Genomic DNA, 23,868 nt, shown 5'->3' with positions numbered 1-23,868 from the left:
TTATTCAGAATTACTTAGAAGGACGGCGACTAATTTTGCCTCCTTTCCGACCGGCTTCCCTGGCTTTTTCAGGATCGTTTTTGAAATTGCCCCCACTGGCCTTGCCTCCTGCACTGCCAGCTTCACTCGCCCGTTCTGGATCGTTGGCAAAATTGCCGGCACCACCTCTGTATTTCTGTTGTGTCATAGGAAGACCTCATATCAATGTTCCATTAGATAAAAAGGACTAGCTAGTCACACCTGCAAGCATAGTCGCCCGCTTCGTTTATGCAAATGCACAGACTTAAATTATTGATAGGTCTGATTTTAATTTTTCGCAGGGGGATAGCTGGCAGCAGCTGGATGAGAAAATCACGTTCGCCGCGCAGGATGAACAGCAGGAAGCGAGGGGATCAATGGGCTACGGTTCCGGCGACACGCTGCCAGATTTACGCGACCTGCCTGCCGAAGCTCGGGAGCGCTGCGAACAGCACTGGAACCAGCAGAGTGACAGATAAACAGAAATAGCGCCGCTTTGTTTGTTAGCGGTGAAGTCTCCTGTTTAAGAGAGACGCCTGGAAGCGGCAGAATAAACCTCTGAGCGCTCTCTTTTCCCGACAGCCACCACAAAAACCACCACCCGGTCATCAATAACCTGGTATACAAGTCGATAACCGGATGACTTTAGCTTGATCTTATAGCAGTCAGGCATCCCGCTGAGTTTGTTCGCTTCAATTCTGGGTGACTCAAGACACTCAGCCAGCTTCTTTTTAAGCTGTTCACGTACTGTCGGGCCCAGCTTGCGCCACTCTTTCAATGCCCTCTGATCGAACTCCAGTTGCCAGGTCATTAAAGGTCATCCAGTGTGACCCGGACCGGCTCAGGATTTCGCAGGCGTTCTTTAACTATATCTACTAACGCCGCATCTTCGTCACTGAGTAACGTTTGCTTAAAGGGAAGACGTTCATTATCTGCAATATATTCAAGCATCAGGCGCAGCGCATCAGAAGGAGTTACACCCATTTTTTCGAGTGCAGCATAGGATCGTGTCTTCAGATCATCGTCAATTCGAATGTTAATTGTGCCCATAGTAAGCCCTTTGTATTTACATTTGACATTACAATTATCGCACTGATGAGTCTGTATCGCAATCAGTAAACATTAGTCACCCGCACAGCCTTATATCTTCCCGGTAAAATCACGCTAAAGCTTATTTTATGCTACGAAAATATAACATCTTCATCCATTAAACCAACTGCAGCAATCGTTAAAGGTTTTCCCGCTACTGGCGATAACCAACAGGCGTTGAGTGCGCCGATCATTGATGAACCCGGCACTCCGCGACGAGTTCTGAACGCGAACGGACCTGCTTTTAGCCCTCCTTTTATACACACCAGAAAGCGCTAATTTAAGCGCAAATTACTCAAATAAAAGCGAAAATAATAATATGTCGATCATTAAGACGATCAAAAGACACCTGCCTGTTGCCCGTCTTAGGTGTAGCAGTCAGCCTGCCAATGGCACCTACGATTGTCGTGCGTTGCCAGATTCACTGGCCTCCGTGGGTTTAAGCTCGCGGGCGGGCGGCATCCTGATGACCTTCGTTCCGCCTGAAGCCGATTTTCAGCGGGTCAGTAAGGCCTGGCAGCGATTCAATTCCGCCGACCTGACGGTGTTGACGCTCTCTTCCAACGGCGCGCTGAGCAGCAGCAGATCGCAAAGCACCTACTGTGATGGCAATGGCCCGGAGGGAAGCTACCTCTGGCTGCCGGACACACTGATCGCACGCCATGAGACGCATATTGTTGATCTGCATGTCGCCGACACGCAGACGGCCAGCCAGCGCATCACCGCCATCCAGCAGGAGCTGGCGCGCTTGCAGGTGCGGATGCCGCTCTCGGCCGATCGTACTTTCGCCATGATTTACTGCGACGGATTATCGGCATCCGAAGGCTTTCTGATGCAGGCCTGGTATAACAGCGGGCGCTTTCCCTGCCTGGCGATTGGCGGTTCTGCCGGGGGTAAAATCACCTTTGATGGCACCTGGATTGGTACAGGTGGCAAGGTGTTGCAGGGCAAGGCGGTGATTGTGTTCTGCCAGATGGCGTCAGGAAAATCATTTGCTCCTTTTAAAAGCCAGAACTTTACGCCACGCGATCAGAGCTGGCTGATTGCTGAAGCCGATCCGGTTGCGCGTACTGTAACGTCAGTATTTAACCGCCAGGGGCAGCAGCAATCGTTTGTTGCGGCGCTGTGTGAACATCTCAACTGCAACGAAGCGCAACTGAGCGAACGGCTAAAGGGACTCACTTTTGGCGTTAAAGTTGGCGGCGAGTACTTTATTCGCTCGATCGCCAAAATTGAATCGGGCGGCGTACACTTTTTCTGCGATCTTGAGTTTGGCGATCGACTGTTCCTGATGGAAGAGAAAGACTTTAAACAGACGACGCAGCAGGAGTGGCAGGCTTTTACCGCTCAGCATGGCAAACCCGCGGCGATCCTGATGAACGACTGTATCCTGCGCCGTGTCGGTAATGCCGATAAGCTGCATAATGCCCATTTCTTCAAAGGCATTGCCGCCGCCGGTTTTTCCAGCTTCGGCGAAATCCTGGGTGTGCCCATCAATCAGACGCTCTCCGCGCTGGTGTTCTTTAATCATGACGTCAAAGCGATGAGCCAGTTCCCGGTAGAGTACGCCGGCTACGCGGCACACTACGCGCAGCGAGCGTTGCGCCGCTGGGAAGCGCTGAACAGCATCCAGACGCGGGTGCTGGATCGGGTTATCACTTATCAGCAGGCGCTGACGCCGCTGATGGAGGCGCTGCCGGTGCTGGAAACAGCCACTCAGAGCCAGGGAGAAACCCTGAGCCTGGCAGAGAGCAGTATCCGTAACATCAGTAACATCGCCACCGAGAGTCAGCAGGCGCAGGGCCGGCTGGATGATGGTCTGGACGATCTGGAGAAAATTTCCAACGGCATCAATGAGATTACGCATGGCATCAGCAATATTGCTTTCCAGACCAACATCCTGGCGCTGAATGCCGCAGTAGAAGCGGCTCGTGCAGGCGAGGCTGGGCGGGGATTTGCTGTGGTCGCGGGCGAAGTTCGTCGTCTGGCGCACTCCTCAAAAGAGCAGGCTGAAGCTACGGCCAGTAACATCGGTGAGGCAGTCAGCACCATCTCACGTATCCGGCTGGTGGCCAGTGATTCGGCGCAGACCGCCGCCCAGATGGCAGAGCGCAGTATCAGTGCAGCCGATACGCTGGCGGCCATGAATCAACAGACGCGACATGAGCGCGCTGACATTGCGAAGCATCTCGGCAGCCTGCGTGAACTGACGCAGGGGATGGATGCGATGCAGGAAGCCGTCGCGCAGCTCAAGGTGTTACAAACTCTTTCCGGTGCGCAGGTTAAGGGCTGATTTATCAGCATAAAAGACAAAAAAGTGCGGTGTAAGCGTAACGACCAGGCAGGGCGGGCTTTCAGTTGTTACACTTGTCGGTGATTAACCACGCAGAGGTATGAATGAAAATTAAAAGTTATGCAGCCATGCAGGCTGGCCAGGCCCTTGAACTCTATGAGTACGATGCCGCCGAACTGGCAGCCGAAGAAGTCGAAGTCCAGGTCGAATATTGTGGCGTCTGCCACTCAGATCTGTCGATGATCGACAACGAGTGGGGCATCTCTCAGTTCCCGGTGATTGCAGGACATGAAGTGATTGGCCGGGTTTCAGCCCTGGGCGAAGCGGCTAAGAACAAAGGTCTTTCAGTCGGCCAGCGTGTAGGAATCGGCTGGACAGCAAAAAGCTGTCAGCACTGCGATGCCTGTATTAACGGCGAGCAGGTTAACTGTCAGCAGGGCAGCATCCCGACCATCATGAACAAAGGTGGTTTTGCCGAGAAGCTGCGTGCTGACTGGCAATGGGTTATTCCGCTGCCAGAAAAACTGGATGTGGCGAGCGCCGGTCCGCTGCTGTGTGGCGGTATCACCGTGTTTAAACCACTGCTGATGAGCAACATCACGGCAACCAGCCGTGTGGGTGTGATTGGTATCGGCGGACTGGGCCATATCGCAATTAAGATCCTGCACGCGATGGGTGCCGAAGTGGTGGCATTCAGCTCAACGCCAGATAAGAAGCAGTCGATCCTGGATATGGGCGCGGATGAAGTGGTTAACAGCCGTGATCCAGAAGCTCTGAAAAAGCAGGCAGGCCGTTTTGACCTGATCCTGAGTACTGTGGCGGTCGACCTGGACTGGAAACCTTATTTCGCTGCGCTGGCACCTCAGGGTAAATTCCACACCGTGGGTGCCGTAATGAAGCCGATTGAAGTGAGTGCTTTCGATCTGATCCTGGGCGACAAAGCGGTGACCGGTTCATCAACCGGCTCACCAGGCCAGCTGCGTTCGCTGCTGCGACTCGCCTCGCGTGCGGATATTGCGCCACAGGTTGAGTTCTTCCCGATGTCTGACATCAATAAAGCGCTGGATCACGTTCGCGCCGGTAAAGCCAATTACCGTGTGGTTCTGAAAGCCGATTTCTGATGCGAATCTGAAATGAAATGCCGCAGCCTGCTGCGGCATTTTTTTATCCTCAATTTGTCAGCAGTCCCTTAGCCAGCCCCGCGGCAATCACCTCATCGGCTGTCAGGCTGAACCATTTCTCTGTAGCACATTCCGCGTTATCACGGCGCCATGCGGCAACCATCTGGTAGCCCAGCGTATAGCCATACCATCGGCGAAAGTCACCCGTGCCGAAGAACCAGGCAGAATGATCATAATGAGGACTTTGCAGCGTGGTCAGCGGCACTGGATTAGCCTGCAACTCGCTTAGCTCTATGGCTTGCTCCCAGGGCTCTGCTGCCGTTTTAAGCAGCCAGCAGACGAACTGACCCGCCAGACCTTCGCTGACCAGCGCTTCACCCAGCGTCCAGCCATATCCCGGCCCGCGCATTCGCAAACAGTGATGGACTTCATGCACGATATGCCGCACCAGCGTGCCATTTTCCAGCATCCCGGGCAGATTCGGATTTGCCGGGTCAATGGCCAGGCCGAACAGGGTGGGCCCGTAAGCCCGGCCTGCAAAACCGGTTTCAGGTATTACTGCCTCCGGCATGCACTGAACCAGAATATCCAGACGAGGGACACGTGTCACGGAGGAGAGGTGCTCGCAGGCGAGCTCAGCGGCCCTGACTATTGACGATTTATAAGGCCCAACATCACCCGATGCCTCCAGCCAGTGCAATTTCCATAAGTCGTTCACAAACTCTCCTGTCAAAGGTTGATAATCAGAACACAGGTCCGGGACCCGCCAGAGCTACTAATACCTTAACCGGCAATGCTTTAAACAGACACCGGAAGAAAGCGTTATCGTTGTCGGTAAAGAGTTAAAAGCAACTTCCGGAACGCCTGCCATTCCTGAACATTCAGGGCTGTCTCGTCGCGACGCCAGCACCGATAGATACCCTGCCACAAGAAAATAGTGCAGTTTGGCCCGTTTCCATCGAACACTGTCCTCTGAGCCTGTCACGCGCAGGTAAACAGTGCCGTAAAGTGATCTTATGGTAGCCAGTAAGCCTGGCTGATTTCACTGAAACTGTTTACGGAGCCAAAATGAAGCTGACCCAGATTCGTAATGCCACCCTGCTACTGGACTATGCAGGCAAAAAATTCCTGATCGACCCGATGCTGGCCGAAAAAGAGGCCTGGCCCGGATTTGCCGGAAATGCCCGTCCCCATCTGAGAAATCCGATGGTTGAGCTGCCTGTCCCGGTCGCTGCACTGCTGGCAGTCGATGCGGTTATTATCACCCACACGCATATGGATCACTGGGATGAGGCTGCGCAGCAGCTAGTGCCGAAGACGATGATGATCTACAGCCAGGATGAAACGGATGCAGCGCTGATTCGTTCGCAGGGGTTTGAAAATGTTCGCGTGCTGCAGGATGAGAATCCGTTTGTTGATGGCCTGACGATTTATAAAACCGACGGTCAGCACGGCAGCAATGCGTTATATGCCGACAAAGTGATGGGCGATATTCTGGGTGACGCCTGTGGCCTGGTCTTTACCCATCAGGCAGAAAAAACCCTCTATATAGCTGGCGATACCGTATGGGTCAAACCCTATGTCAGAGCGCTGCAACGTTTTCAGCCGCAGGTGGTGGTAATGAATATCGGCAATGCAACCAACGATCTCTATGGGCCGATTATCATGGGAAAAGAGGATACCCAGCGCACGCTGAATATCCTGCCTGACGCAACGCTGGTTGCCTCACACATGGAGGCGATCAACCACTGTTTGCTGACGCGCGCAGAGCTGCGAGCCTGGACTACCGAACAGGGTATTGCTGACCAGGTGCTGATCCCGGAAGATGGTGAAACAATGACGTTCTGAGCGTCGTGGCACTAAACCGGCACAATTGTGCCGTGAGTTCTCAACACTACGATTTCACACAATAAGGGGGAGAGGATGGCTGCTCTGAGAGTCGCGGTGCTGGCAACGGCCGGTTTTAGTCCGTTTCATTTTTCAGTTCCCTGTATTCTGTTCGGCTCAGCCCTGCCGCAGCCGGATCTGTTTCATGTCGATATCTGCGCACTGAAACCAGGCCCGGTCATCTCAGAAATGGGGTTGTCAATTACGGTGGAACAGGGTCTTGACCCGCTTGATCAGGCGGACATTATTATCGTGCCCTACTGGCATAATCCGGCTGAAAAACCTGCGCAGGCGCTGTTTGATAAGCTGGTGGCAGCCTGGCAGCGCGGCGCAGAGATCGTTGGACTATGTCTGGGCACTTACGTACTGGCTTATGCAGGTTTGCTCGATAAGCATCGTGCTGTCACTCACTGGGAATTTGAGCGTGACTTCAGCGAGCGCTTTCCGCAGGTTCACCTCGACAGTAATGCTCTTTATACCCGTGACACTCGTCTGATCACCTCTGCCGGCACCGCGGCGGGCATCGACTGCTGTCTGGATATCATCCGTCACCACTATGGCAGCGCCATGGCTAATCGGGTAGCCAGACGCATGGTGGTGCCGCCTTACCGTGAAGGCGGTCAGGCGCAGTTCATTGAGCGGCCGGTTCCGGAAACAACGCGTGACAGTAAGATCAACGCGTTGCTGGCGTCGCTGCGACAGAATCTGCATCAGCCGCAGGATCTTGACTCACTTTCGCGGACGCTTGGCATGAGCAGGCGAACGCTGACGCGTCATTTTCACAAGGCGACAGGCATGTCCCTGGGAGAGTGGCTGACAGCAGAGCGTCTGCAACGCAGCCAGCTATTACTCGAAACCACCGGCATCAGCATTGAATGTGTGGCAGAAAAGGCGGGTTTTGATTCGCCCGTGTCATTTCGTCAGCGTTTTAAATCCCGGTTTGGCGTCTCTCCCAGCGAGTGGCGCCGGACATTTCGGGGGCCGCATCCGGTGATGAGTGATGAGACATTACGACAGGACGATGAGTGACCAGGCCCGGATGAATTTCTGCGCCTGTGACTTTGCCTGCCGGAATATTCCCGCGTAATGACGGTCACTATTCCGGCAGAAATAAATGCGACTACAGCAGAAAATCATCCAGCGACTGGCCGTTTTCAATGGCCGCCTTAATTACGGAGGGCGTTCGGCCCTGACCCGTCCAGTAACGAACCTGACCATTTTCGTCATTGTAACGGTATTTCGCCGGACGCTTTGCGCGTTTCTTTTTGCCGGTTACCGAGGGGGATGCGCTATTCACCAGCTCCGCCGGGTTAATCCCTTCTTCCATTAACAGCTCCTGGTAGAACGCCAGTTTTTCTGCTTTCTCACGGGCTTCCGCTGCCCGCGCGTTTTCCTCTTCACGACGTTCATTTACCACGGTCTCTAATTTCTGGCGTAACTCTTCCAGCATATCTAAAGCCATATTGCGCGCCTCTGCACGAAGCGTGCGGATATTGTTCAGGCTGCTCAGGTTCTTACTCATAACAAATCCTCAAATACTCAACTTAATCAATGAAGTGCAAATTATTCAGCTGGTAAGGGTAACATTTACCCACGTGATATTTGAAGCGCTAGTGTAGCCTTATTCGCTATTAATCCTCTATTAAGGGTGCTGGTTGAACCAATAAAGAAGAAATTTTAAGCGAAATCTGCTGGTTAATTGCGGATTATCATTGTTGAAACAGGATTGTGGGATTTGCATTTTTGCTTTTGATTAACTGTGCTTAAATCAGTCAACAGGGTTTATTAAGGACAGGCATGAAGTTTCGCCAAAAAAATGAGGGTTCAGCGCCAAAAATCTCGCCGCTGCTAAGAAGTATTATCCTTTCAGGCGTATTGCTCAGCGTGGCGGTGATTGGCTTAAATGTGTGGACGCTGCGGGAAGACTGGAATGAGACCGTCGATAAAGCTGAAGATACGGCAGTTAATCTGTCGCTGTCACAGGCGCGCCAGGCGGACGATACATTTTTGCAGACCGAGCTCTCTTTGCGCGAGGTGCAACGCGAGCTCGAAAAGCAGATTGCCACAACCGGTGTAGATGGCGAGGCGCTGAGCCAGACGATGCGCCTGTTGCAGAGCCACCTGCCACAACTACACGGCTTGTTCTACTATGATGCGCAGGGGAAATGGATAGCCACTTCTATGAGCCGGATACCGCCTGACATCAATAATTCCGATCGTGAATATTTCGATTATCACCGCACCAGCCCGCGCGATACCCTGCACGTCGGCCCGGTGCTTCGCAGCCGCACCACTCACGAGCTGGTGATCCCGGTTACGCTGCGTGTGAACGATGCCTTTAACGGCTTTCGGGGTGTCTTACTCGCCACCATCAAAGTGGACTATTTCCGCCGTTTCTACAGCTATTATGAACTTAGCGAAGGCGATGTACTGGTACTGATGCTGGCAGACAGTACCGTGCTTTACGCCCGTCCGATGCCGGATAGCTACATCGGCAAAAACCTCTCAGTGAGTCCGCTTTTCCTCAGGATGCTTGCCCATGCGGATAAAGGCAGCGGTCAGTGGACCGCTGCGCTTGATGGTAAAAAACGCATCTTTGGCTTTGTACGCTCACAGCGATACCCGCTGGTGGTGGCCGCGGGATATGACAAGCGCGCGCTGTTTAACCACTGGCTCAAGAGCTGGGTACATGATCTGATTCTGAGCCTGGCGCTGCTGATTGTTATTCTTTTACTGGGTGCATTTGTACTGCGTCAGGCACGGCATACGCTGCGTTATCAGCTTGAGCTGACCCGATTACGCGATGACCTGACCGCGGCTAATCGCGCACTGGAAAATCTGGCACAGAGTGACGGGCTGACGGGTGTTGCCAACCGGCGCCATTTTGATCACATGCTGACTGAATGCCTGCAGAACGCGGAGCACAGTGGCCTGCCCGTGTCATTGATCCTGCTCGATATCGATTATTTTAAACGTTTCAACGATACCTACGGCCATGTGGCGGGTGACGACTGCCTGAAAAAAGTGGCTACTGTTCTGAAGAACGCCGCCCGCCGCAAAAACGAACTTACGGCCCGATATGGCGGCGAAGAGTTTGCCATTATTCTGCCCGGACAGCCGTTGTCAGCCGCGTTGAACTTCGCGGAATCGATCATCGACGCCGTTAACAGGCTCGATATTCCGCATCTCACCACGGAACTGCCGCAAAAGCACGTCACCCTGAGTGCAGGCTGCGCCGTCTATCTTGCTTCAGACTCACAACAGGAAAAAGAATCGCTGATAGCGCGCGCGGATGAGGCTTTGTATCACGCGAAACGGGCAGGGCGTAACCAGGCCATGTGTGAAGAACGTAGCGGCTGAGCATCCGTGATCAAATCCTGAATCCTGCCTGTGGCATGGTGACAGCTCAACTTAAACAGGGAGCGGCCATGTCAAACGATACCGGTTTCACTCATCTTGCTTTACAGGTACGGGATTTAGAAAAGAGCGTAGATTTTTATCAGCGTTATGCCGGGATGCAGGTGATACATCAGCGTGAACCTGGCATTCCTGAAGCACAGAAAGTGGCATGGCTGTCGGATTTAACCCGACCTTTTGCGCTGGTGCTGGTGCAATCTGACAACAGTGAAGATACGCCGCTGGGTCCATTTGGTCATATAGGCGTGGCCTGTAGCAGCCGTGAAGAGATAGATGAAAAAGTGGCACTCGCTCGGCTCGAAGGTGTGTTGCGACGCGACGCGCAGCAATCTGGTGTGCCAGTCGGCTACTGGGCATTTTTTGCCGATCCTGATGGCAATACGCTTGAGCTCTCTTATGGTCAGCAGATCGGACTGGAAATTATCACAGCCCGCAACACGCAATCGCTGAATAAATAAAGCGGTTGAGAGAACAGAATGAATCCCATTACCTGTTGTGTGACTGCGTAAAGCTTTTCAGTTATTGAGTTCAGGGTAACGCCTGAGCAGGATTATGGATGGAGAGACAATATCAAGATGAGAAAGGAAAGGGTACAGGCTGGCCGGTAATTGAGATGCTTGAACCTGACCATTTATGGTGAAAAAACCGCCTGCCTGATGCAGGCGGTGTTTCATTATGCATACTGGATTAAATCAGGAAATCATCCAGCGATTTACCTGCATCAATGGCAGATTTAATAGCAGATGGGGTACGGCCCTGGCCAGTCCACTGCTTAACCTCACCATTTTCGTCGGTGTACTGATATTTAGCCGGACGAGGCGCGCGTTTTTTCTTCACGGCTGGTGCAGTCGGCATACCATTTAACAGTTCGTTAGGATCGATACCTTCCTGCAACAGTAATTCACGGTACTTTGCCAGTTTCTCAGCTTTTTCACGATTAGCTGCTTCAGAAGCCTGTGCTTCCTCACGTCGCTCACTCACCACAACCGACAGTTTTTCCAGCATTTCTTCCAGGGCAGCAAGGTCAAGCTCGCGAGCGTTTGCGCGAAGGGTACGGATATTATTCAAGCTGTTGAGAGTGTCACTCATCAAAGTCACCATAGTCATGTTCAGATAATAAAATACAGAGCGGGTTCACGCTGATGCTTTTCGTCAGACCTGCTTTTTTAAGATGCTTGCCTTCGAAGAATCAAAATACAGAACCGATAGTTCAACGCCAACATATTAATCGCTTTCTCAAAGAGTTTAAACTGTAATTAACGTAAGACCCTTAAACAAAAGTAAAGTTACTCTTTTTTTTACACTCTTCGCTCAAAATGTCAAAAAGGTGCCTCATCTGATGATGCTCAATAATTTAGTTACGTTATGGATAAACCAGGCTTTCACGCCACTTTTCCAGCAGAATCGCTTCGCTAATCGCGGACCTGCTTTGTTCCGAGAGGCAGTCACCGTGCATACTTCTCCAGATAAAGCTGGATATGTCCATGAGGCCACCATAATAGGGTTGTAAAGGACGCATAGCAAAATTACTAAAAAATAACCATCAGGCGGCTGATTTATTCAGACAATATCTAAGACCATGAAATCAGATTAATTTATCACTTAAATAACGTTCTGGTTAAGGCGATCATCACCAGACGGGTTATGGCTTTGTTTTAAAAGCCTGGAGAGACAAACCCCAGTAAAGGGGGATAAAACAGTCAGATTCACGCGTGACCTGTATGACCCTGGATTGATTATTTACGGGCGTAATGACTTTTTAGCCGCCGTATGGGGCCAGAGAGGCTGTCCGCTAATCAAGGCAACCTGAGCCACATCATCCGGGTACCATATTGCCTTATGCGCCGATGAAGCGGTAAACAGTGCGATCTCAATTGCCCTCAAAACTTACTCACAAGCAAGCTAAACTGTATAAGAGACGCTATTGTCAGCGTTATAAGGGGTTCTCAGGAGAGACTGGCGTGTTCAAAGGCAATAAAAAGTCATTACCGGTTCGCTACTGCAAAACGTGTAATAAACCGATGTCATGGCGAAAAAAGTGGGAACGATGCTGGGACGAGGTGTTGTATTGCTCGGAACGGTGCCGGCGGCAGCGTACTGATCGGCAAGAGGATGATACAGAAATAAAACCTGAACCTGACCTCTGACGCTGACTAGAGCTGGCCAGGGATTAACCTGGCCTCAGTCAGGGGAATGGGGCTATTGCTGTACCTCGATCTGTTGCCAGCCTCTTTTAAACATACAATCTTTAACCAGTATCTCTCGCTGGCTTTCATTGGCGTCGCTGGTGGAGTAATCGGTGTCAGTGGTTTTATATTTACTGTCTTTTGAGGTGTATTTACCGCTAACGACATTGTCAGGGGGTAAATCCCGCAGTGCCTGGGCCCGACAGGCTGTTTCCGTTATTGTTTCCTGCTGTTCAGATGCATCTGGCTTGACCCATTTATACTGCACACATCCGGTCAGACAGAGAGTAAATAACATCAGCATAAGAGGTTTCATAATCTGTTTCTCAGTGCTCCCCGCCTGAGTTGAGACGAGTGATTGAGTAAGGAAACCGATCGGCAGGGTTTCCTCACCACAAAAAAAGGGAAGAGTCATCCGACGTTAAAATGTCAGGCCGCCACCGATATAGGGACCATCGATCAGGGTATGACCCGGACGTCCATCTTTGCCATCAACACCCGCATAGCGATAGCCCACTTTTAACACCAGTGGATCCACAGGTGACCAGCTGACACCGCCATTGGCCTCAACGAAATTCTTAACGCTGTTGGTCAGCTGTTCCGGGGCGGAATAACCTTCTCCATACAACGCAAAATTAGCGGGCAGATTGATTTTCACACCGCCGCCAACAGGAAACGCAACGCCGTTATCTCCTTTTTTGCCGCCGATGTAAGCGGCTTTAACGCCAGCCGTCAGCATCACAGGTCCAATTTCAAGGTTATAACCGGTACCCGCCTGACCAATCTGAACACCATCCGCCGTATTTTTGATCCACTGACCATCAACATAAAGCCCGCCGGATGAACGGCCGATTTCTGCGTCCAGCACCGAGGTGTTTTTACTTTGTTCGGCATTCAGGCCAATGGCCATGGCTGAGGAGGATGCACACAATAATAAGCCAAAGCCAATTACAGAAAATTTCATTGCTCAGTTTTCCCACAGAATCAGATTTTCAGGATAATGATTAAGATTGCTATTAAAGCAGGTTTACTTTTGCACAATCTCTTTAACATCGTGCTGTTGTAACTGATGCATGTTTCCATCCGTGTCTTTATAAGAGATCATGCCTGTTTCTTTATCTTTTGCGGGTTTGCCATGAGTCGTAATCATGTGCCCATCGTTGGTGGAGATCACATAATTGCTTGAGCAGGCGGAAAGGGACATAACAGAAGTTATCATCGCAATAGCAAAAGCGAATTTCTTGCCAGAATTAAAAGATGTCATTTTACTTTCCTGTCGTTTCTTTTTAAGAAGATGCGGCATTATTCGCTGTGATTGTTAAACGACATGCTAACAATCCGGCTGTTTGCCTCTTTATCAGGTTGATAATGATCTGGATCAATATCATGGGTTGCTCAGGAGTATGCAACCATGGCGGGTATTGATTGTTTTGCGACCAGTACTTGCGGAAGCGAAGGCAGAAGGTTGTACTGAGAGAATCAGGAAGAAAACCAGCAAGGTAGAGGAAAAGAAACTTAAGCTCGAATCCGCAAAAATGAATCTGAAAGAAGGACAGGCTGATGCTCAAAGACTGAATTAAACTGATTTACTCGTAGGCTCACGCTGGCGAATCTCCGAACTTCGGTAAATTCCGCATGATCCTTTATCTCTTGTCAGTTTGGGGGGGCATCAGGCTATCACCACTCTCTGAGAAAGTTGCAAAGCATATCGGCCTTTAACCACTCTCCTCTTCTGTTTATGCATTTTCAGACAGTATCAGGCAACATTCTTCCCCTTTTAATGCCAGAAAGGGCTGCATTCCGAATGGGAGCCGTTGTCGATACACTGCATACGCAGCGTTACTGGGTTCTGTTACTATCATCGGGAACCGGGCATAGAAAAAAACCACTCTGTTGAGTGGTTGTAAAAAGAAAAAAATAGTTAATGAGCAAAACTGCGATACATAATGTTTTAATACTGGGATATATCTATGCCAGGAAATAATATCCGTTAACAGACATGTTAGCTATGGGATTTATAAGAAATGATGCAAAGTGAAAGCGTAACAATGACCATAATAAAGTGAATGTTAAAAGTTCAGCTCTCACGTAACTGTTTATCTATCAATTTATTTTGTTAACAACATGGATTTAACTTTGATTGTTTTTCTGATGCGGATTTATCGTGCGCATCATGCTCATTACATTTTTAAAACACATGGAGGTAATCACTTTTCTTAAGATCCCGTTAAGATCTGCATCGTAAATTAGCCCGACAATTTTAACGGAGATAAATATGAAAAAGTTTCTTTTAGCAGCATTGTTTGCCGGTATGAGTTTTGGAGTTGCTGCACAGGAAGGTTTTGTTAATCCAGCAGGGCAGGGGTATTCTCAGGGCGGATTTAAAGGTCCGACACCCGGCGTCTCTTCTGTCGCTCAGGTTAAGACGCTGCGTGATGACGCATGGGTCGTTCTGGAAGGTAACATCATCAGACAAGTGGGGCATGAACTTTATGAGTTCAAAGATGCTACCGGAACGATTAATGTCGATATTGATGACAAGCGCTGGATGGGACAATCGTTATCACCGAGTGATAAAGTCCGTCTTGAAGGTGAAGTTGATAAAGACTGGAACAGTGTTGAGATTGATATAAAAACGGTTCGGGTTCTTAAGTAATCCTTATTCGCTCATCACCTGGTGGTGGCCTGAAAATCAGGGCACTGCCATTGTGAAAATGATCCTTCCAGGACGCCTTTCTTTCATTACAGCAGCCGCAATTTAGTTACAACACCCTATTTGAGCAGATTACGTTACCGGCGATATCCTGCCAGATTGGTTTTTTTGATTAAACCTGAACGGAGCCGTTCTGTGAATCCGAGTGCTCATTGACCAGCCGCCCCGCACGGCCCGAAGGGCCGTAATAGTTATTTACGGTACATTGAATGATGTAACTAAATGTAGAGTGCGGGAATGATTCAACATTCTCCACATCAGCCTTTAACTGTTGAACCCGCGCCTGGAAGAACCCCCATTTAATGCCCTGTTGACCTGCCGTTGACCCTGACGGCAGTTTTCTTCTGCCTGCCCGATGCCAGATCAAAAACCGAAACGAGTATCATTTATAGAATGAGTGCTTCTTACTTTTAGGCAGGGCGTGATATGGCAATGAATATGGGCAGCACCTACCGGATCCTTGGCTATCAGCCATCGGTAAATTCCGCCTGGCGCCAGAAATTACTGACAATGGGCATGCTTCCCGGCGCAGTTATTGAGGTCATTCGCGTGGCGCCAATGGGCGATCCGGTGCAGATCTCTACCCGCCGTGTCAGCCTGGCGGTACGGCAGCGTGACCTGGACGACATCATCCTGGAGGAAATCGTCTGATGAAGAAGATAACCATCGGGATGATTGGTAATCCTAATACCGGCAAAACCACGCTGTTTAACCAGCTCACCGGTGCCCGACAGCGGGTCGGGAACTGGGCTGGCGTCACAGTTGAGCGCAAAGAGGGTCAATTTTTTACCGCGCAGTCAGATGTCAGGCTTATTGATCTGCCAGGCACCCGATCGCTGACAACGCTATCTGCTGAAAGTTCGATAGATGAGAGCATCGCCTGCCAGTATCTCTATCAGGATCACGCCGATGTGGTGATTAACGTCGTCGATGCCTCCAGTCTGGAAAGTAATCTGTTCCTGACCTTTCAGCTGCTGGAACTGGGCGTACCCTGCATTGTCGCCCTGAACATGCAGGATATTGTCGCCAGCCAGAACATCACTATTGATGTCGCAGCACTGTCAGCTCATCTCGGATGTCCGGTCATTTCACTGACCTCAACCAAAGGTGATGGCATTGCCCAGCTCAAAGCGCTGATTGACCAGCCCCATATTTACCGCGCACCTGAACGGGTACGTTATCCGGCTGCGATTGAAACGGCCATTGAGCAGCTCTGCCAACAGATGCCCGCCGCCATAGCCCCACAAAAACGCTACTGGCTGGCCTTGCAACTGCTGGAAGGGGATATCAACAGTCAGAAACTTTGTCCGGCGCTGGTTCCGCATTTGCCCGAGATTATGCAGCAGGCCGGAGGAGAGACCGGCGTACAGATTGCCGATTACCGCTATCGCACCATCAATGCGCTTTGCGCGGCAGTGAGTAACATTCATCACGCAATGCCCGCCGGTCTGACCCGCAGGATCGATAAAATTGTGCTGAACCGCTGGCTGGGCATTCCGATATTCCTGGCAGTGATGTATGTGATGTTTGTTCTTTCAATTAACATTGGTGCCGCGCTACAGCCACTGTTCGACAGCAGTTCGGTGGCGATATTCATTCATGGTGCGCAATGGCTGGGCTATGTCTGCCACTTCCCTGACTGGCTGACGGTTTTCCTGGCGCAGGGTATCGGTGCCGGTATCAATACCGTGCTGCCGATCATTCCGCAGATTGGCCTGATGTTCCTGTTCCTCGCTTTTCTTGAAGACTCCGGCTACATGGCGCGCGCCGCTTTTGTGATGGATCGTCTGATGCAGTCACTGGGCCTGCCGGGAAAATCCTTTGTGCCGCTGATTGTCGGCTTTGGCTGTAATGTCCCGTCGGTCATGGGGACACGGACGCTGGATACACCGCGTGAGCGTCTGCTGACGGTGTTGATTGCGCCTTTTATGTCATGTGGCGCACGGCTGGCGATTTTTGCGGTTTTCGCTGCGGCATTCTTTAACACCCACAGTTCCAGCCTGGTTTTCTCCCTCTACCTGCTTGGCATTGTGGTGGCCATCGCGACCGGGCTGGTGCTTAAGCATACCCTGCTGGGCGGAGAAGCCTCGCCGTTTATCATGGAGTTGCCGGTCTATCACCGGCCTCACCTCAAAAGCCTGCTGTTGCAGACCTGGCAACGGCTGAAAATGTTTGTGGTGCGAGCCGGACAGGTGATTATCCTGGTGAGCATGCTGATTGGCGTACTGAGCAGTTTTGCCTTTAATGGCCAGATGGTTAATGACATTAACCACTCTGCGCTGGCGGCGACCAGCAAAGCGATCACCCCCGTGCTGTTGCCGATTGGGGTCACTCAGGATAACTGGCAGGCAACAGTGGGGCTGGTGAGCGGCATCATGGCGAAAGAGGTCGTGGTTGGCACGCTCAACAGCCTTTACACCACAGAGGCAATCCAGAGCAGTCAATTTGATCCGCAGGCTTTTGACCTGCCTGGTGAGCTTAAAGAGGCGCTGACAGAGACCTGGGCGGGGTTAACGGCTGCCTTCAGAATTGATGCGCTGGCCCATCCCATCGATGCCAGTAAAGGCGATGGTGAGATGGCGACTGGTTCGATGGGCGTGATGTCAGCCAAATTTGGCAGTGGCTTTGCCGCTTACAGTTACTTAATTTTTGTCCTGCTTTATGTTCCCTGCGTCTCGGTCATGGGGGCTATTGCGCGGGAAGCCGGTAAAAAATGGATGATGTTCTCCTTCTTCTGGGGACTCAATATTGCCTACGCCACCGCCACGCTGTTTTACCAGACCGTCACTTTTGCCGACCATCCTGCATTTAGTGCGACCTGCCTGATAATTGTGCTGGTGCTGAACGGAATCATCCTGCTGGCATTGCGAAAAGCGGGAAGCCGGGTGCAGTCAATACCGGTCATGCTCAGGGAGGAAAAGGGGAGCTGCAGCGGCTGCCACGGCGGCTGTGATAAGCAGAAAGGCTTTGCCCGGTAAAAATAAGTACTGATGACATTCACTCTTTCCGCTGCCGGCGATTCCTGGCCGCAGCGGACAGGTGAGGATTGTCCTGTTAATTGTTCTTACGAATTTGAAGCCAGAATAGTGGGATGATTAGCGTATGAGCAGTGACAAAGGCAGCATGACAATTAACCCCGCCAGAAGCATTATCCTTCTCGCTAAGGCGGATACTTACCAAAGCAGGTCTGACCATGCACTGCAGCATGCCCTTATTATGGATAGCAGCTCCTGTTTTGCAGACAGATTCGCAGCATGCGGTATGGCAGTAAGAATAAATCAATTAAATCAGCCGGATGAACGCTGTTGATACCCGCCTCAGCGTTCATCCGTACCGGCTTACACACAGGCTGTCCACTTTTTCTGTGGATAACTTCAGCCTGAATAAGGGCTTTATTCTCATTTCAGGAGCCATCAGCCAGGATAATCAGGGTCACCATATTGCTCCATAAACTCCACCATGGCACCTTTGTGTGCATCCACATGGCGAATATAGCGCATCAGTGTTTCTGGTTTTTTCCACGTGCCTTCCTGCATGATCCTGGCAATCGGATAACCTTTATCTGCCATATCCTGCGCAGCTCCTACCCTGGCGCTGTGGCCACTCCAGCCGGTGTAGCGATTTTTGTTGGCCTTTACTGCGCCCTCTTTTCCGGCAGTGCGCCATGCCCGGCTAAAAATCTGTTCCAGTGCCCTTGTGCTCATCGGCTTTTCGGCAATCAGTGGCCGGCCAGACCGATGTACTGCAGTAAACAGCCAGGCATCAGGCTGGCTGGATAGCCCTGACGCTTCAATCCACTCTTCCAGTCGTTGAGTTGAACGGGCGCTGAGCGCCTTAATCAATCCGCCGGTCTGCACAATAGTTTTTGTCCATGCCACATCCAGAATGATGCGACCATCACCGGCACGCATCACATCCCGCACCCTCAAACGCGACAGTTCACTGATACGCAATAGCGTTGCATAAGCCACATGTAAAAAAGCCAGATCGCGAAGCGCCTGAAGGTTATCAGAACCTGACCATTCTTTATCCAGCGCCAGCAGGTCACTCAGCCTGAAGGGCACGGCCTGGCCTGCCCGCTCACCGTTGATCACCGCCACACGGTTTATCTTCTTCATCGTCCGGAAAACCAGCGGAGAGACATTGGGCACCGGCAATTCGGCGTTACGGTGTAACATCGAAATTAACGCCGCGTGTGAAGTGACGGTTGAGGAGGCCCGGCCGCTTTCAGCCAGAAAAGAGAGATAGTCACGCAAATCGTCTGCGCTCATCGGCAGGAAGCTGCGCTGGTTATCTTCCGACCAGCGATTGCAGATTCGCATTACGCTAAGCAGCTGTCGCCAGGTGTTAGGTGAGAAAGCCTCTTTATCCTGAACGAACTGCCGGAGCCGCTCGGTGATATCGCTATTCCGGTCAACCGTCAGAGGGGTTAACGGCACTAACTCACTCATATTTGCTCACTTATCAACCAAAGACGCCGATGATCTCGCTACGTTAATTCTGAGAACTAAGCAGGGGGATAACCGGTCAGAATTTACGTAGCGTTGTCATTTTCAGGGCGAACTTTACTGCTATCCATCTTAACCCGGCACCATCCCTATGTCATGACTTCGTATAAGAACAATTATACGAAGTTAGTATGGCGTAATCGATCCCGTCTGGCTTTTAACGGATTGACGCTCATCGCAGTCAGTCAGGGAAGGTACAGGTCACACGCTTTATCGATAGCTGAACGTAACTCACTGCGAGTTGTTTAAGTGAAACCACGATGCAAAAAAATGTCTCAAACTAAGGCGCGTTTAAACCAGGGTATGAACGGTTTAATCATTATTTAAATAAATCAGCACATCACGATGCTTTATTTTCCCAGCGCAATAATGAGCAGGAACATCAAAATAGAGATGTTGAAAAATGGCAGACTACGTTAATTAGTTAGTCAGTTAAATTAATAACTCATAAAAAGGTTCCATATAACACTGCTCACAGGCAATATCCTTTTAAAATTTTTATAGAGTACATAAATTAAACACAACCTCCCGATATTACGTTCATAGTTCTGAACAGGCGACATGTCATTTACGCTACCAAAAGAGACCCAGGCATTAACCCTCAGAACAAAAAACTAAATACCAGCTTATCGCCGATTTAAATACCAGACAGCACTTCCTTTCATCTATCTTGTTCCCCTGCAAATCAAAAGCGTCGATAAGTATATGCATCAGCTTTTTAATCGAATAAAGCGGCTAATGTATTTATCGCAGCGGTCTTATTCTGGCTGATCAGCCGGATTAAAACGTATTAACGAGTTATACACATTTTATGGCGGCGTCTGGAAGAACGCACAGAACGTCGGCTTCACCCAGGGTAAATATGAGGATGTTTTCATGAAAAAAACGTTATTATCGCTGTGCCTTTTAGGTCTTTCCTGCGCCCCTGTTGTTACGCAGGCACAACAGTCCGTGGCCTGTGTCAGAGCCTCAGAGCAGGATGTGGCCAACCTGTTTGACGCCTGGAATGACTCTCTGGCAACCGGTGATGCAACCAAAGTCTCTGAATTATATGTCAGCGATGCCGTTTTGCTGCCGACCATTTCAAATCAGGTACGTCTGACCGATCAGGAACGTATCGATTATTTTAAAGATTTCCTGAAAAAAGGGCCGAGCGGTAAAATCGATTCCCGGACTATCAGAATCGGTTGTAATAAAGCGATTGATACCGGCGTTTATACATTTACTTTTAAAGATAACACGCACGTCACAGCACGTTACACTTTCACTTATGTCTGGGATGGTAAGGGCTGGAAAATCTCAACCCATCACTCTTCAGCTATGCCAGAGCCTGTAAGCAAGCCTTAAAACAGACGCACTGATGAAAAAAGAGCCAGCGTCATGATGTGATGCTGGCTCTTTTCCCTTTACGCGAAAATAAACGTTCGGGCTTGAAGATAATAATGTCTGACTCATACTTAAGAAATGGCAATTAATATTCTTCGCATTTAGCGTGTCTGTTTCCTGTATCACGGACAGTATAAGTGCTATTAAATGACCAGCGTCAGTTTCCCATCCGAATAAAATGAAATCTGTCGGTTTGGTGCTTCCATTGCAGGCTGATCAATTCCCAAACGCAAATATCTGCCCATGAAACAGCGGTTTTATACGCCATTTCCATTGCCTATCTGCCAGATAAAGGTCGGATCGGTGCCGTTCACCTCCCAGTCTCCCACGTTACGTAGCTTGTAGATCACCGGATTGTGCGACGACACCGTTCGTGCATTACGCCAGTGCCGGTCGAGTGCCTTGCTGACTCGGGTATCAGATGCACCCAGCGCATTGAAGAATTCTGTTGCCGCACGCGTCACCAGCTCAACGGCCACCGCCTGTGCCTGAGCGGACTCTACTTCGGCCAGCACGTTTGCCGCATGAAGCTGTGCCTCATCTGCGCCACTAAGTTGCAGCTCAAATGCCCGCTGCAACGAGTGGGTCGCCCGGTCGACGGCGGCTTCGGCTGCCCATGCCCAGCTGCTTATCTGACCGACCACCTGCAACACCTGCACATCCTGCTTCACCTGCGAAGCATTACCATGACTGTAAATGCGTTTACGCTGCGCCACACCCCGAGCAGCATCGCGCACCACCGCCCGCCCGATGCCCGCCAGCGTGGCCAGTAAGACATGCTGATAGAATGCCGTCTGATAGCGGAAACGCTCACTGAAATCATAGACATGGGGCAGTTCAACCCGGGCCTGATGAAAGCGCGTCGTACCACTGCCGGTCAGTCGCTGCCCGAAGCCATCCCAGTCATCATCGCGCTCCACCTCATTCTGGTGGGTGTTCACCAGTGCAATCACGTCACGACCGTTATCTGCGCGCTGAGCATAGACATCAATCCAGTCTGCATAGAGCGTGCCGGTGCTGTAGAACTTCTCACCGCTGATCCGCCATCCCCCCTCATCGGGATAAACCTGAGTGTTGACCTCACCCAGCTTAACCGCGCCGATCTCGCTCCAGCCGCTGCCCACCAGCTCACCGTCCACAAAGCGGCGGAACCAGCGACGCCGATCCTCACTGGCTGGCTGGTTCAGGCGATCCTCAATAAATGCGAAGTGCGCACGCAGCGCCTGTGGCAGGTTCGAATCTGCCTCAGCCAGTTCGGTCAGCAGAGCAAATAGCTGCGGCAGCGAAACCCCAAAGCCGCCTTCTTCTTTAGGGATACGCAGGGTGCCAAAGCGCGCCGCTTTCAGCCAGCGAATCGGTTCATGCAACAGTGTGCGTTCGGTTTCACGGGCACTTGCCCCCTCAGCGATGCGGGCGAACAGCGGCCTGAAATGCTGAACCAGTTCGGCAAATTCGGTGCGATTTAATTCAGACATGATCCTCTCCTGAGTCGGGTTGTTCATCGATGTCCTGTCGTGTCGGTTCAAAACGAATGATTAACAGGAAAATAATCGGGATAAGTGCGGCCAGTGAGACAATCCAGAACATATTGGTGCCGTAACGCGCCTGCAAAATTGGCAGAATAAACAGCGCCAGCGCGCTGCCCACACCGGAGAGCGAACGACTAAAGCCGACACCGGTGGCGCGTATGTGGGTCGGGTAGGAGAGCGCCGGATAGATCATCAACTGCGCGCCGGGTCCGAATCCCTCTGCAAAGAGCCACAAACCCAGCATCAGCACCGCAAACACCACGCCAGCTGTCGCCTGGGGATGACCAATCAATGCCAGCGAAATCAGCGCGATAAACTGCAGCGCAAATCCGGCGATTGCGACATGCCGTGAGGGAAATTTCCACGCCAGTCGCATCCCCAACAGCCCGCCGGTAAAGGCGAACAACGCATTCAGTCCCAGCGAGGCAGAGATAGTTTCAAATACGCCCGCGCCGAGAAATTGCGCCAGGATAGAGGGCAGGAAGAAAGCGATGGCGGTGTATTCAAATGAAATACAGACGTTCATCACCGCACTGACGACCGTGCGCTCCAGATAAGGCTTCTGAAACAGTACGCGGAAATGCACTTTCGGCTTCGCTTTCACCGCATCGGTTTTAGCGGGCGGCTCCTCATGCGCAACAATGCCGTAAGAGTCACGCAGAATACGCACCGCACCGCTCAGGTCGCCCTGATTCGCCGCCCACAGCGGTGACTCATTCATAAACTTACTGCGCACCGCAATAATCAGTAGCGCCGGTACGGCGCCAAACAGCAGCGAGGCGCGCCACAGCCAGTCGATATGTTCGGCGGGCAGCAGGAAATAGAGTGCGAAAATAATAAAGAAGCAGGCAGACGAAGCGGCATACCACATCGGGCACCAGGCTGCGAGGCGCGATGCTTTATTGCCCTTGCCGGAGAACTTAGAGAATTCTGCCAGATAGGCCATGGCAACCGGCAGATCGATCCCGACGCCGATGCCCATCAGAAAACGGGCACCAATCAACACCCAGACGTTGGGGGCCAGACCTGCCGCAATGGCGGAGACGACAAAAAACAGCATGTCCGCCATAAACACTGAGTAACGGCCATATTTATCGGTCAGCCAGCCGCCGACCAGATTACCCACAATGGTGCCGATCATGATTGACGACGTCACCAGGCCCGTGAGTACCGGGGTTAAACCAAACTCCTTCACCACATCATCGATGCCGTAGGAGAGGGTAGTGAGATCGTAGGCATCAAGAAACACGCCGCCCAGCGCCAGGAAAACAATCCAGCGCGCATAGCTGTTTTTCTCGGTGTTACTGTTGATCAGCCGGGCCACATCACTCACCGATCGAACCGGTTGAGAGTGAGGCGGTGGCGTAGTTAAGGTGTTGTCAATTTCTAATGTACTCATCGTATCCTCGTTATTATATTCAGCAGGTAACGAGGGTTTTATATGAATTACTGGCATAGTTAACAACCAACAAAATCAGATAACTATTATAATTAATTCAATAAGATAGTATTATATTTCACCCACACCAGACCCCGCATGAAATATAAAATTCATCCGGTAGCATTCAGCGAAATGTTGTTTTTATACTGCTGAAACGGGTGAGGTTTCAGCAGCACATGGCAGACCGGTTCAGCAACGGTTAACAGCAATGACCGGTCCGGTAATGCCTGTCCATCTACCGGCGACAAGACGTACTCTTGTTTCTTTGCACTTTGCTATG

General features: G+C 51.1%; 24 protein-coding genes. 11 read left to right on the top strand and 13 right to left on the bottom strand.

The genetic code is table 11. From position 1 onward, the window contains the following. Positions 1-10 precede the first annotated feature (10 nt). The 3 genes from HFD94_RS17785 to HFD94_RS17775 all read right to left on the bottom strand — a co-directional run bounded on the left by HFD94_RS17785 (position 11) and on the right by HFD94_RS17775 (position 1,068). Complete coding sequence (locus HFD94_RS17785; protein ID WP_010257023.1) at positions 11-187, bottom strand: general stress protein; 177 nt, start codon at positions 185-187, stop codon at positions 11-13. A 354-nt stretch (positions 188-541) separates the two neighbouring features. Beyond that, a complete protein-coding gene (locus HFD94_RS17780) occupies positions 542-829 on the bottom strand; it encodes a type II toxin-antitoxin system RelE/ParE family toxin (RefSeq protein WP_033759930.1) in 288 nt (95 codons plus the stop codon). Then, positions 829-1,068, bottom strand: coding sequence for a type II toxin-antitoxin system RelB/DinJ family antitoxin (locus tag HFD94_RS17775; protein WP_010257033.1), 240 nt, complete (start codon positions 1,066-1,068; stop codon positions 829-831). The genes HFD94_RS17780 and HFD94_RS17775 overlap by 1 nt, the downstream gene beginning before the upstream one ends. A gap of 358 nt (positions 1,069-1,426) precedes the next feature. Here HFD94_RS17775 and HFD94_RS17770 point away from each other — a divergent pair, with 358 nt between their 5' ends. Continuing rightward, the gene (locus HFD94_RS17770; protein ID WP_167433344.1) at positions 1,427-3,400 is read left to right on the top strand and encodes a methyl-accepting chemotaxis protein; all 1,974 of its coding nucleotides are present in this window, start codon (positions 1,427-1,429) and stop codon (positions 3,398-3,400) included. Positions 3,401-3,504: 104 nt separating this feature from the next. Next, positions 3,505-4,521, top strand: a complete 1,017-nt coding sequence (locus tag HFD94_RS17765) for an NAD(P)-dependent alcohol dehydrogenase (protein WP_010257039.1) — start codon at positions 3,505-3,507, stop codon at positions 4,519-4,521. 49 nt (positions 4,522-4,570) lie between these two features. Here the strand turns inward: HFD94_RS17765 and HFD94_RS17760 are convergent, their stop codons facing one another. Next, positions 4,571-5,239, bottom strand: coding sequence for a DUF2268 domain-containing putative Zn-dependent protease (locus tag HFD94_RS17760; RefSeq protein ID WP_167433343.1), 669 nt, complete (start codon positions 5,237-5,239; stop codon positions 4,571-4,573). A 350-nt stretch (positions 5,240-5,589) separates the two neighbouring features. On the opposite strand from HFD94_RS17760, the gene HFD94_RS17755 reads away from it, so the two are divergent. Together HFD94_RS17755 and HFD94_RS17750 are read left to right on the top strand one after the other, a co-directional pair. Continuing rightward, a complete protein-coding gene (locus HFD94_RS17755) occupies positions 5,590-6,369 on the top strand; it encodes an MBL fold metallo-hydrolase (RefSeq protein ID WP_167433342.1) in 780 nt (259 codons plus the stop codon). A 75-nt stretch (positions 6,370-6,444) separates the two neighbouring features. Beyond that, a complete protein-coding gene (locus HFD94_RS17750; protein WP_167433341.1) occupies positions 6,445-7,437 on the top strand; it encodes a GlxA family transcriptional regulator in 993 nt (330 codons plus the stop codon). 91 nt (positions 7,438-7,528) lie between these two features. Here HFD94_RS17750 and HFD94_RS17745 read toward each other — a convergent pair whose 3' ends face one another. Beyond that, complete coding sequence (locus HFD94_RS17745) at positions 7,529-7,930, bottom strand: H-NS family nucleoid-associated regulatory protein (RefSeq protein WP_010257048.1); 402 nt, start codon at positions 7,928-7,930, stop codon at positions 7,529-7,531. Positions 7,931-8,205: 275 nt separating this feature from the next. Between HFD94_RS17745 and HFD94_RS17740 the strand changes: the two genes are divergently transcribed. Both HFD94_RS17740 and HFD94_RS17735 read left to right on the top strand, forming a co-directional pair. Then, the gene (locus HFD94_RS17740) at positions 8,206-9,768 is read left to right on the top strand and encodes a sensor domain-containing diguanylate cyclase (protein ID WP_167433340.1); all 1,563 of its coding nucleotides are present in this window, start codon (positions 8,206-8,208) and stop codon (positions 9,766-9,768) included. Between the two features lie 68 nt (positions 9,769-9,836). Then, the gene (locus HFD94_RS17735) at positions 9,837-10,283 is read left to right on the top strand and encodes a VOC family protein (RefSeq protein ID WP_033786341.1); all 447 of its coding nucleotides are present in this window, start codon (positions 9,837-9,839) and stop codon (positions 10,281-10,283) included. A 229-nt stretch (positions 10,284-10,512) separates the two neighbouring features. On the opposite strand, the gene HFD94_RS17730 is transcribed toward HFD94_RS17735, so the two are convergent. Further along, positions 10,513-10,914 carry an H-NS family nucleoid-associated regulatory protein gene (locus HFD94_RS17730; RefSeq protein WP_010257055.1) on the bottom strand — a complete coding sequence of 134 codons (402 nt, stop codon included), beginning with the start codon at positions 10,912-10,914 and terminating at the stop codon, positions 10,513-10,515. Positions 10,915-11,786: 872 nt separating this feature from the next. Here HFD94_RS17730 and HFD94_RS17725 point away from each other — a divergent pair. Then, the gene (locus tag HFD94_RS17725; protein ID WP_010671932.1) at positions 11,787-11,972 is read left to right on the top strand and encodes a DUF2256 domain-containing protein; all 186 of its coding nucleotides are present in this window, start codon (positions 11,787-11,789) and stop codon (positions 11,970-11,972) included. Positions 11,973-12,024: 52 nt separating this feature from the next. Here HFD94_RS17725 and HFD94_RS17720 read toward each other — a convergent pair whose 3' ends face one another. From HFD94_RS17720 to HFD94_RS17710, 3 genes are all read right to left on the bottom strand, one after another. After that, positions 12,025-12,327 carry a hypothetical protein gene (locus tag HFD94_RS17720; RefSeq protein ID WP_029519489.1) on the bottom strand — a complete coding sequence of 101 codons (303 nt, stop codon included), beginning with the start codon at positions 12,325-12,327 and terminating at the stop codon, positions 12,025-12,027. Between the two features lie 105 nt (positions 12,328-12,432). After that, the gene (locus tag HFD94_RS17715; RefSeq protein WP_010257062.1) at positions 12,433-12,975 is read right to left on the bottom strand and encodes a YfaZ family outer membrane protein; all 543 of its coding nucleotides are present in this window, start codon (positions 12,973-12,975) and stop codon (positions 12,433-12,435) included. A 63-nt stretch (positions 12,976-13,038) separates the two neighbouring features. Next, the gene (locus HFD94_RS17710) at positions 13,039-13,275 is read right to left on the bottom strand and encodes a YgdI/YgdR family lipoprotein (RefSeq protein ID WP_010257065.1); all 237 of its coding nucleotides are present in this window, start codon (positions 13,273-13,275) and stop codon (positions 13,039-13,041) included. 1,011 nt (positions 13,276-14,286) lie between these two features. Between HFD94_RS17710 and HFD94_RS17705 the strand changes: the two genes are divergently transcribed. From HFD94_RS17705 to feoB, 3 genes are all read left to right on the top strand, one after another. Further along, entirely contained in the window at positions 14,287-14,667 is a 381-nt protein-coding gene (locus tag HFD94_RS17705) for a YgiW/YdeI family stress tolerance OB fold protein (protein WP_167433339.1), read from the top strand. 483 nt (positions 14,668-15,150) lie between these two features. Further along, positions 15,151-15,375 (top strand): FeoA domain-containing protein, encoded by a 225-nt coding sequence (locus HFD94_RS17700; RefSeq protein WP_022624265.1) that lies wholly within the window; start codon positions 15,151-15,153, stop codon positions 15,373-15,375. Then, entirely contained in the window at positions 15,375-17,702 is a 2,328-nt protein-coding gene (gene feoB, locus HFD94_RS17695; protein WP_167433338.1) for a Fe(2+) transporter permease subunit FeoB, read from the top strand. Before HFD94_RS17700 ends, feoB begins: the two co-directional genes overlap by 1 nt. 435 nt (positions 17,703-18,137) lie before the next feature. On the opposite strand, the gene HFD94_RS17690 is transcribed toward feoB, so the two are convergent. Further along, positions 18,138-19,175 carry a tyrosine-type recombinase/integrase gene (locus tag HFD94_RS17690; RefSeq protein WP_022624268.1) on the bottom strand — a complete coding sequence of 346 codons (1,038 nt, stop codon included), beginning with the start codon at positions 19,173-19,175 and terminating at the stop codon, positions 18,138-18,140. Positions 19,176-20,108: 933 nt separating this feature from the next. On the opposite strand from HFD94_RS17690, the gene HFD94_RS17685 reads away from it, so the two are divergent. Beyond that, positions 20,109-20,579: an SgcJ/EcaC family oxidoreductase gene (locus HFD94_RS17685; RefSeq protein ID WP_045139858.1), complete on the top strand. Its 471-nt coding sequence runs from the start codon at positions 20,109-20,111 to the stop codon at positions 20,577-20,579. 296 nt (positions 20,580-20,875) lie between these two features. On the opposite strand, the gene HFD94_RS17680 is transcribed toward HFD94_RS17685, so the two are convergent. The 3 genes from HFD94_RS17680 to HFD94_RS17670 all read right to left on the bottom strand — a co-directional run bounded on the left by HFD94_RS17680 (position 20,876) and on the right by HFD94_RS17670 (position 23,836). Then, positions 20,876-22,093, bottom strand: a complete 1,218-nt coding sequence (locus HFD94_RS17680; protein WP_167433337.1) for a monooxygenase — start codon at positions 22,091-22,093, stop codon at positions 20,876-20,878. Beyond that, on the bottom strand, positions 22,086-23,546 hold the full coding sequence (locus HFD94_RS17675) for an MFS transporter (protein ID WP_167433336.1): 1,461 nt from the start codon (positions 23,544-23,546) through the stop codon (positions 22,086-22,088). Before HFD94_RS17675 ends, HFD94_RS17680 begins: the two co-directional genes overlap by 8 nt. A 152-nt stretch (positions 23,547-23,698) precedes the next feature. Further along, the gene (locus HFD94_RS17670; RefSeq protein ID WP_163641609.1) at positions 23,699-23,836 is read right to left on the bottom strand and encodes a hypothetical protein; all 138 of its coding nucleotides are present in this window, start codon (positions 23,834-23,836) and stop codon (positions 23,699-23,701) included. Between the last annotated feature and the right edge of the window lie 32 nt (positions 23,837-23,868).

This window comes from Pantoea sp. EKM20T (assembly GCF_011800485.1).
Taxonomy (GTDB): Bacteria; Pseudomonadota; Gammaproteobacteria; order Enterobacterales; family Enterobacteriaceae; genus Pantoea; species Pantoea agglomerans.
This window is presented reverse-complemented; position numbering and strand designations above follow the sequence as displayed.

Excerpts from the sequence above, each read along its gene's own strand:
- HFD94_RS17755 (WP_167433342.1), top strand. The coding sequence starts at position 5,590 with ATGAAGCTGACCCAGATTCGTAATGCCACCCTGCTACTGGACTATGCA.
- HFD94_RS17735 (WP_033786341.1), top strand. The coding sequence starts at position 9,837 with ATGTCAAACGATACCGGTTTCACTCATCTTGCTTTACAGGTACGGGAT.
- HFD94_RS17780 (WP_033759930.1), bottom strand. The coding sequence starts at position 829 with ATGACCTGGCAACTGGAGTTCGATCAGAGGGCATTGAAAGAGTGGCGC.
- HFD94_RS17700 (WP_022624265.1), top strand. The coding sequence starts at position 15,151 with ATGGCAATGAATATGGGCAGCACCTACCGGATCCTTGGCTATCAGCCA.
- feoB (WP_167433338.1), top strand. The coding sequence starts at position 15,375 with ATGAAGAAGATAACCATCGGGATGATTGGTAATCCTAATACCGGCAAA.
- HFD94_RS17770 (WP_167433344.1), top strand. The coding sequence starts at position 1,427 with ATGTCGATCATTAAGACGATCAAAAGACACCTGCCTGTTGCCCGTCTT.
- HFD94_RS17685 (WP_045139858.1), top strand. The coding sequence starts at position 20,109 with ATGAAAAAAACGTTATTATCGCTGTGCCTTTTAGGTCTTTCCTGCGCC.
- HFD94_RS17705 (WP_167433339.1), top strand. The coding sequence starts at position 14,287 with ATGAAAAAGTTTCTTTTAGCAGCATTGTTTGCCGGTATGAGTTTTGGA.
- HFD94_RS17710 (WP_010257065.1), bottom strand. The coding sequence starts at position 13,275 with ATGACATCTTTTAATTCTGGCAAGAAATTCGCTTTTGCTATTGCGATG.
- HFD94_RS17785 (WP_010257023.1), bottom strand. The coding sequence starts at position 187 with ATGACACAACAGAAATACAGAGGTGGTGCCGGCAATTTTGCCAACGAT.
- HFD94_RS17675 (WP_167433336.1), bottom strand. The coding sequence starts at position 23,546 with ATGAGTACATTAGAAATTGACAACACCTTAACTACGCCACCGCCTCAC.
- HFD94_RS17730 (WP_010257055.1), bottom strand. The coding sequence starts at position 10,914 with ATGAGTGACACTCTCAACAGCTTGAATAATATCCGTACCCTTCGCGCA.
- HFD94_RS17720 (WP_029519489.1), bottom strand. The coding sequence starts at position 12,327 with ATGAAACCTCTTATGCTGATGTTATTTACTCTCTGTCTGACCGGATGT.
- HFD94_RS17690 (WP_022624268.1), bottom strand. The coding sequence starts at position 19,175 with ATGAGTGAGTTAGTGCCGTTAACCCCTCTGACGGTTGACCGGAATAGC.
- HFD94_RS17740 (WP_167433340.1), top strand. The coding sequence starts at position 8,206 with ATGAAGTTTCGCCAAAAAAATGAGGGTTCAGCGCCAAAAATCTCGCCG.
- HFD94_RS17765 (WP_010257039.1), top strand. The coding sequence starts at position 3,505 with ATGAAAATTAAAAGTTATGCAGCCATGCAGGCTGGCCAGGCCCTTGAA.
- HFD94_RS17775 (WP_010257033.1), bottom strand. The coding sequence starts at position 1,068 with ATGGGCACAATTAACATTCGAATTGACGATGATCTGAAGACACGATCC.
- HFD94_RS17750 (WP_167433341.1), top strand. The coding sequence starts at position 6,445 with ATGGCTGCTCTGAGAGTCGCGGTGCTGGCAACGGCCGGTTTTAGTCCG.
- HFD94_RS17715 (WP_010257062.1), bottom strand. The coding sequence starts at position 12,975 with ATGAAATTTTCTGTAATTGGCTTTGGCTTATTATTGTGTGCATCCTCC.
- HFD94_RS17745 (WP_010257048.1), bottom strand. The coding sequence starts at position 7,930 with ATGAGTAAGAACCTGAGCAGCCTGAACAATATCCGCACGCTTCGTGCA.
- HFD94_RS17680 (WP_167433337.1), bottom strand. The coding sequence starts at position 22,093 with ATGTCTGAATTAAATCGCACCGAATTTGCCGAACTGGTTCAGCATTTC.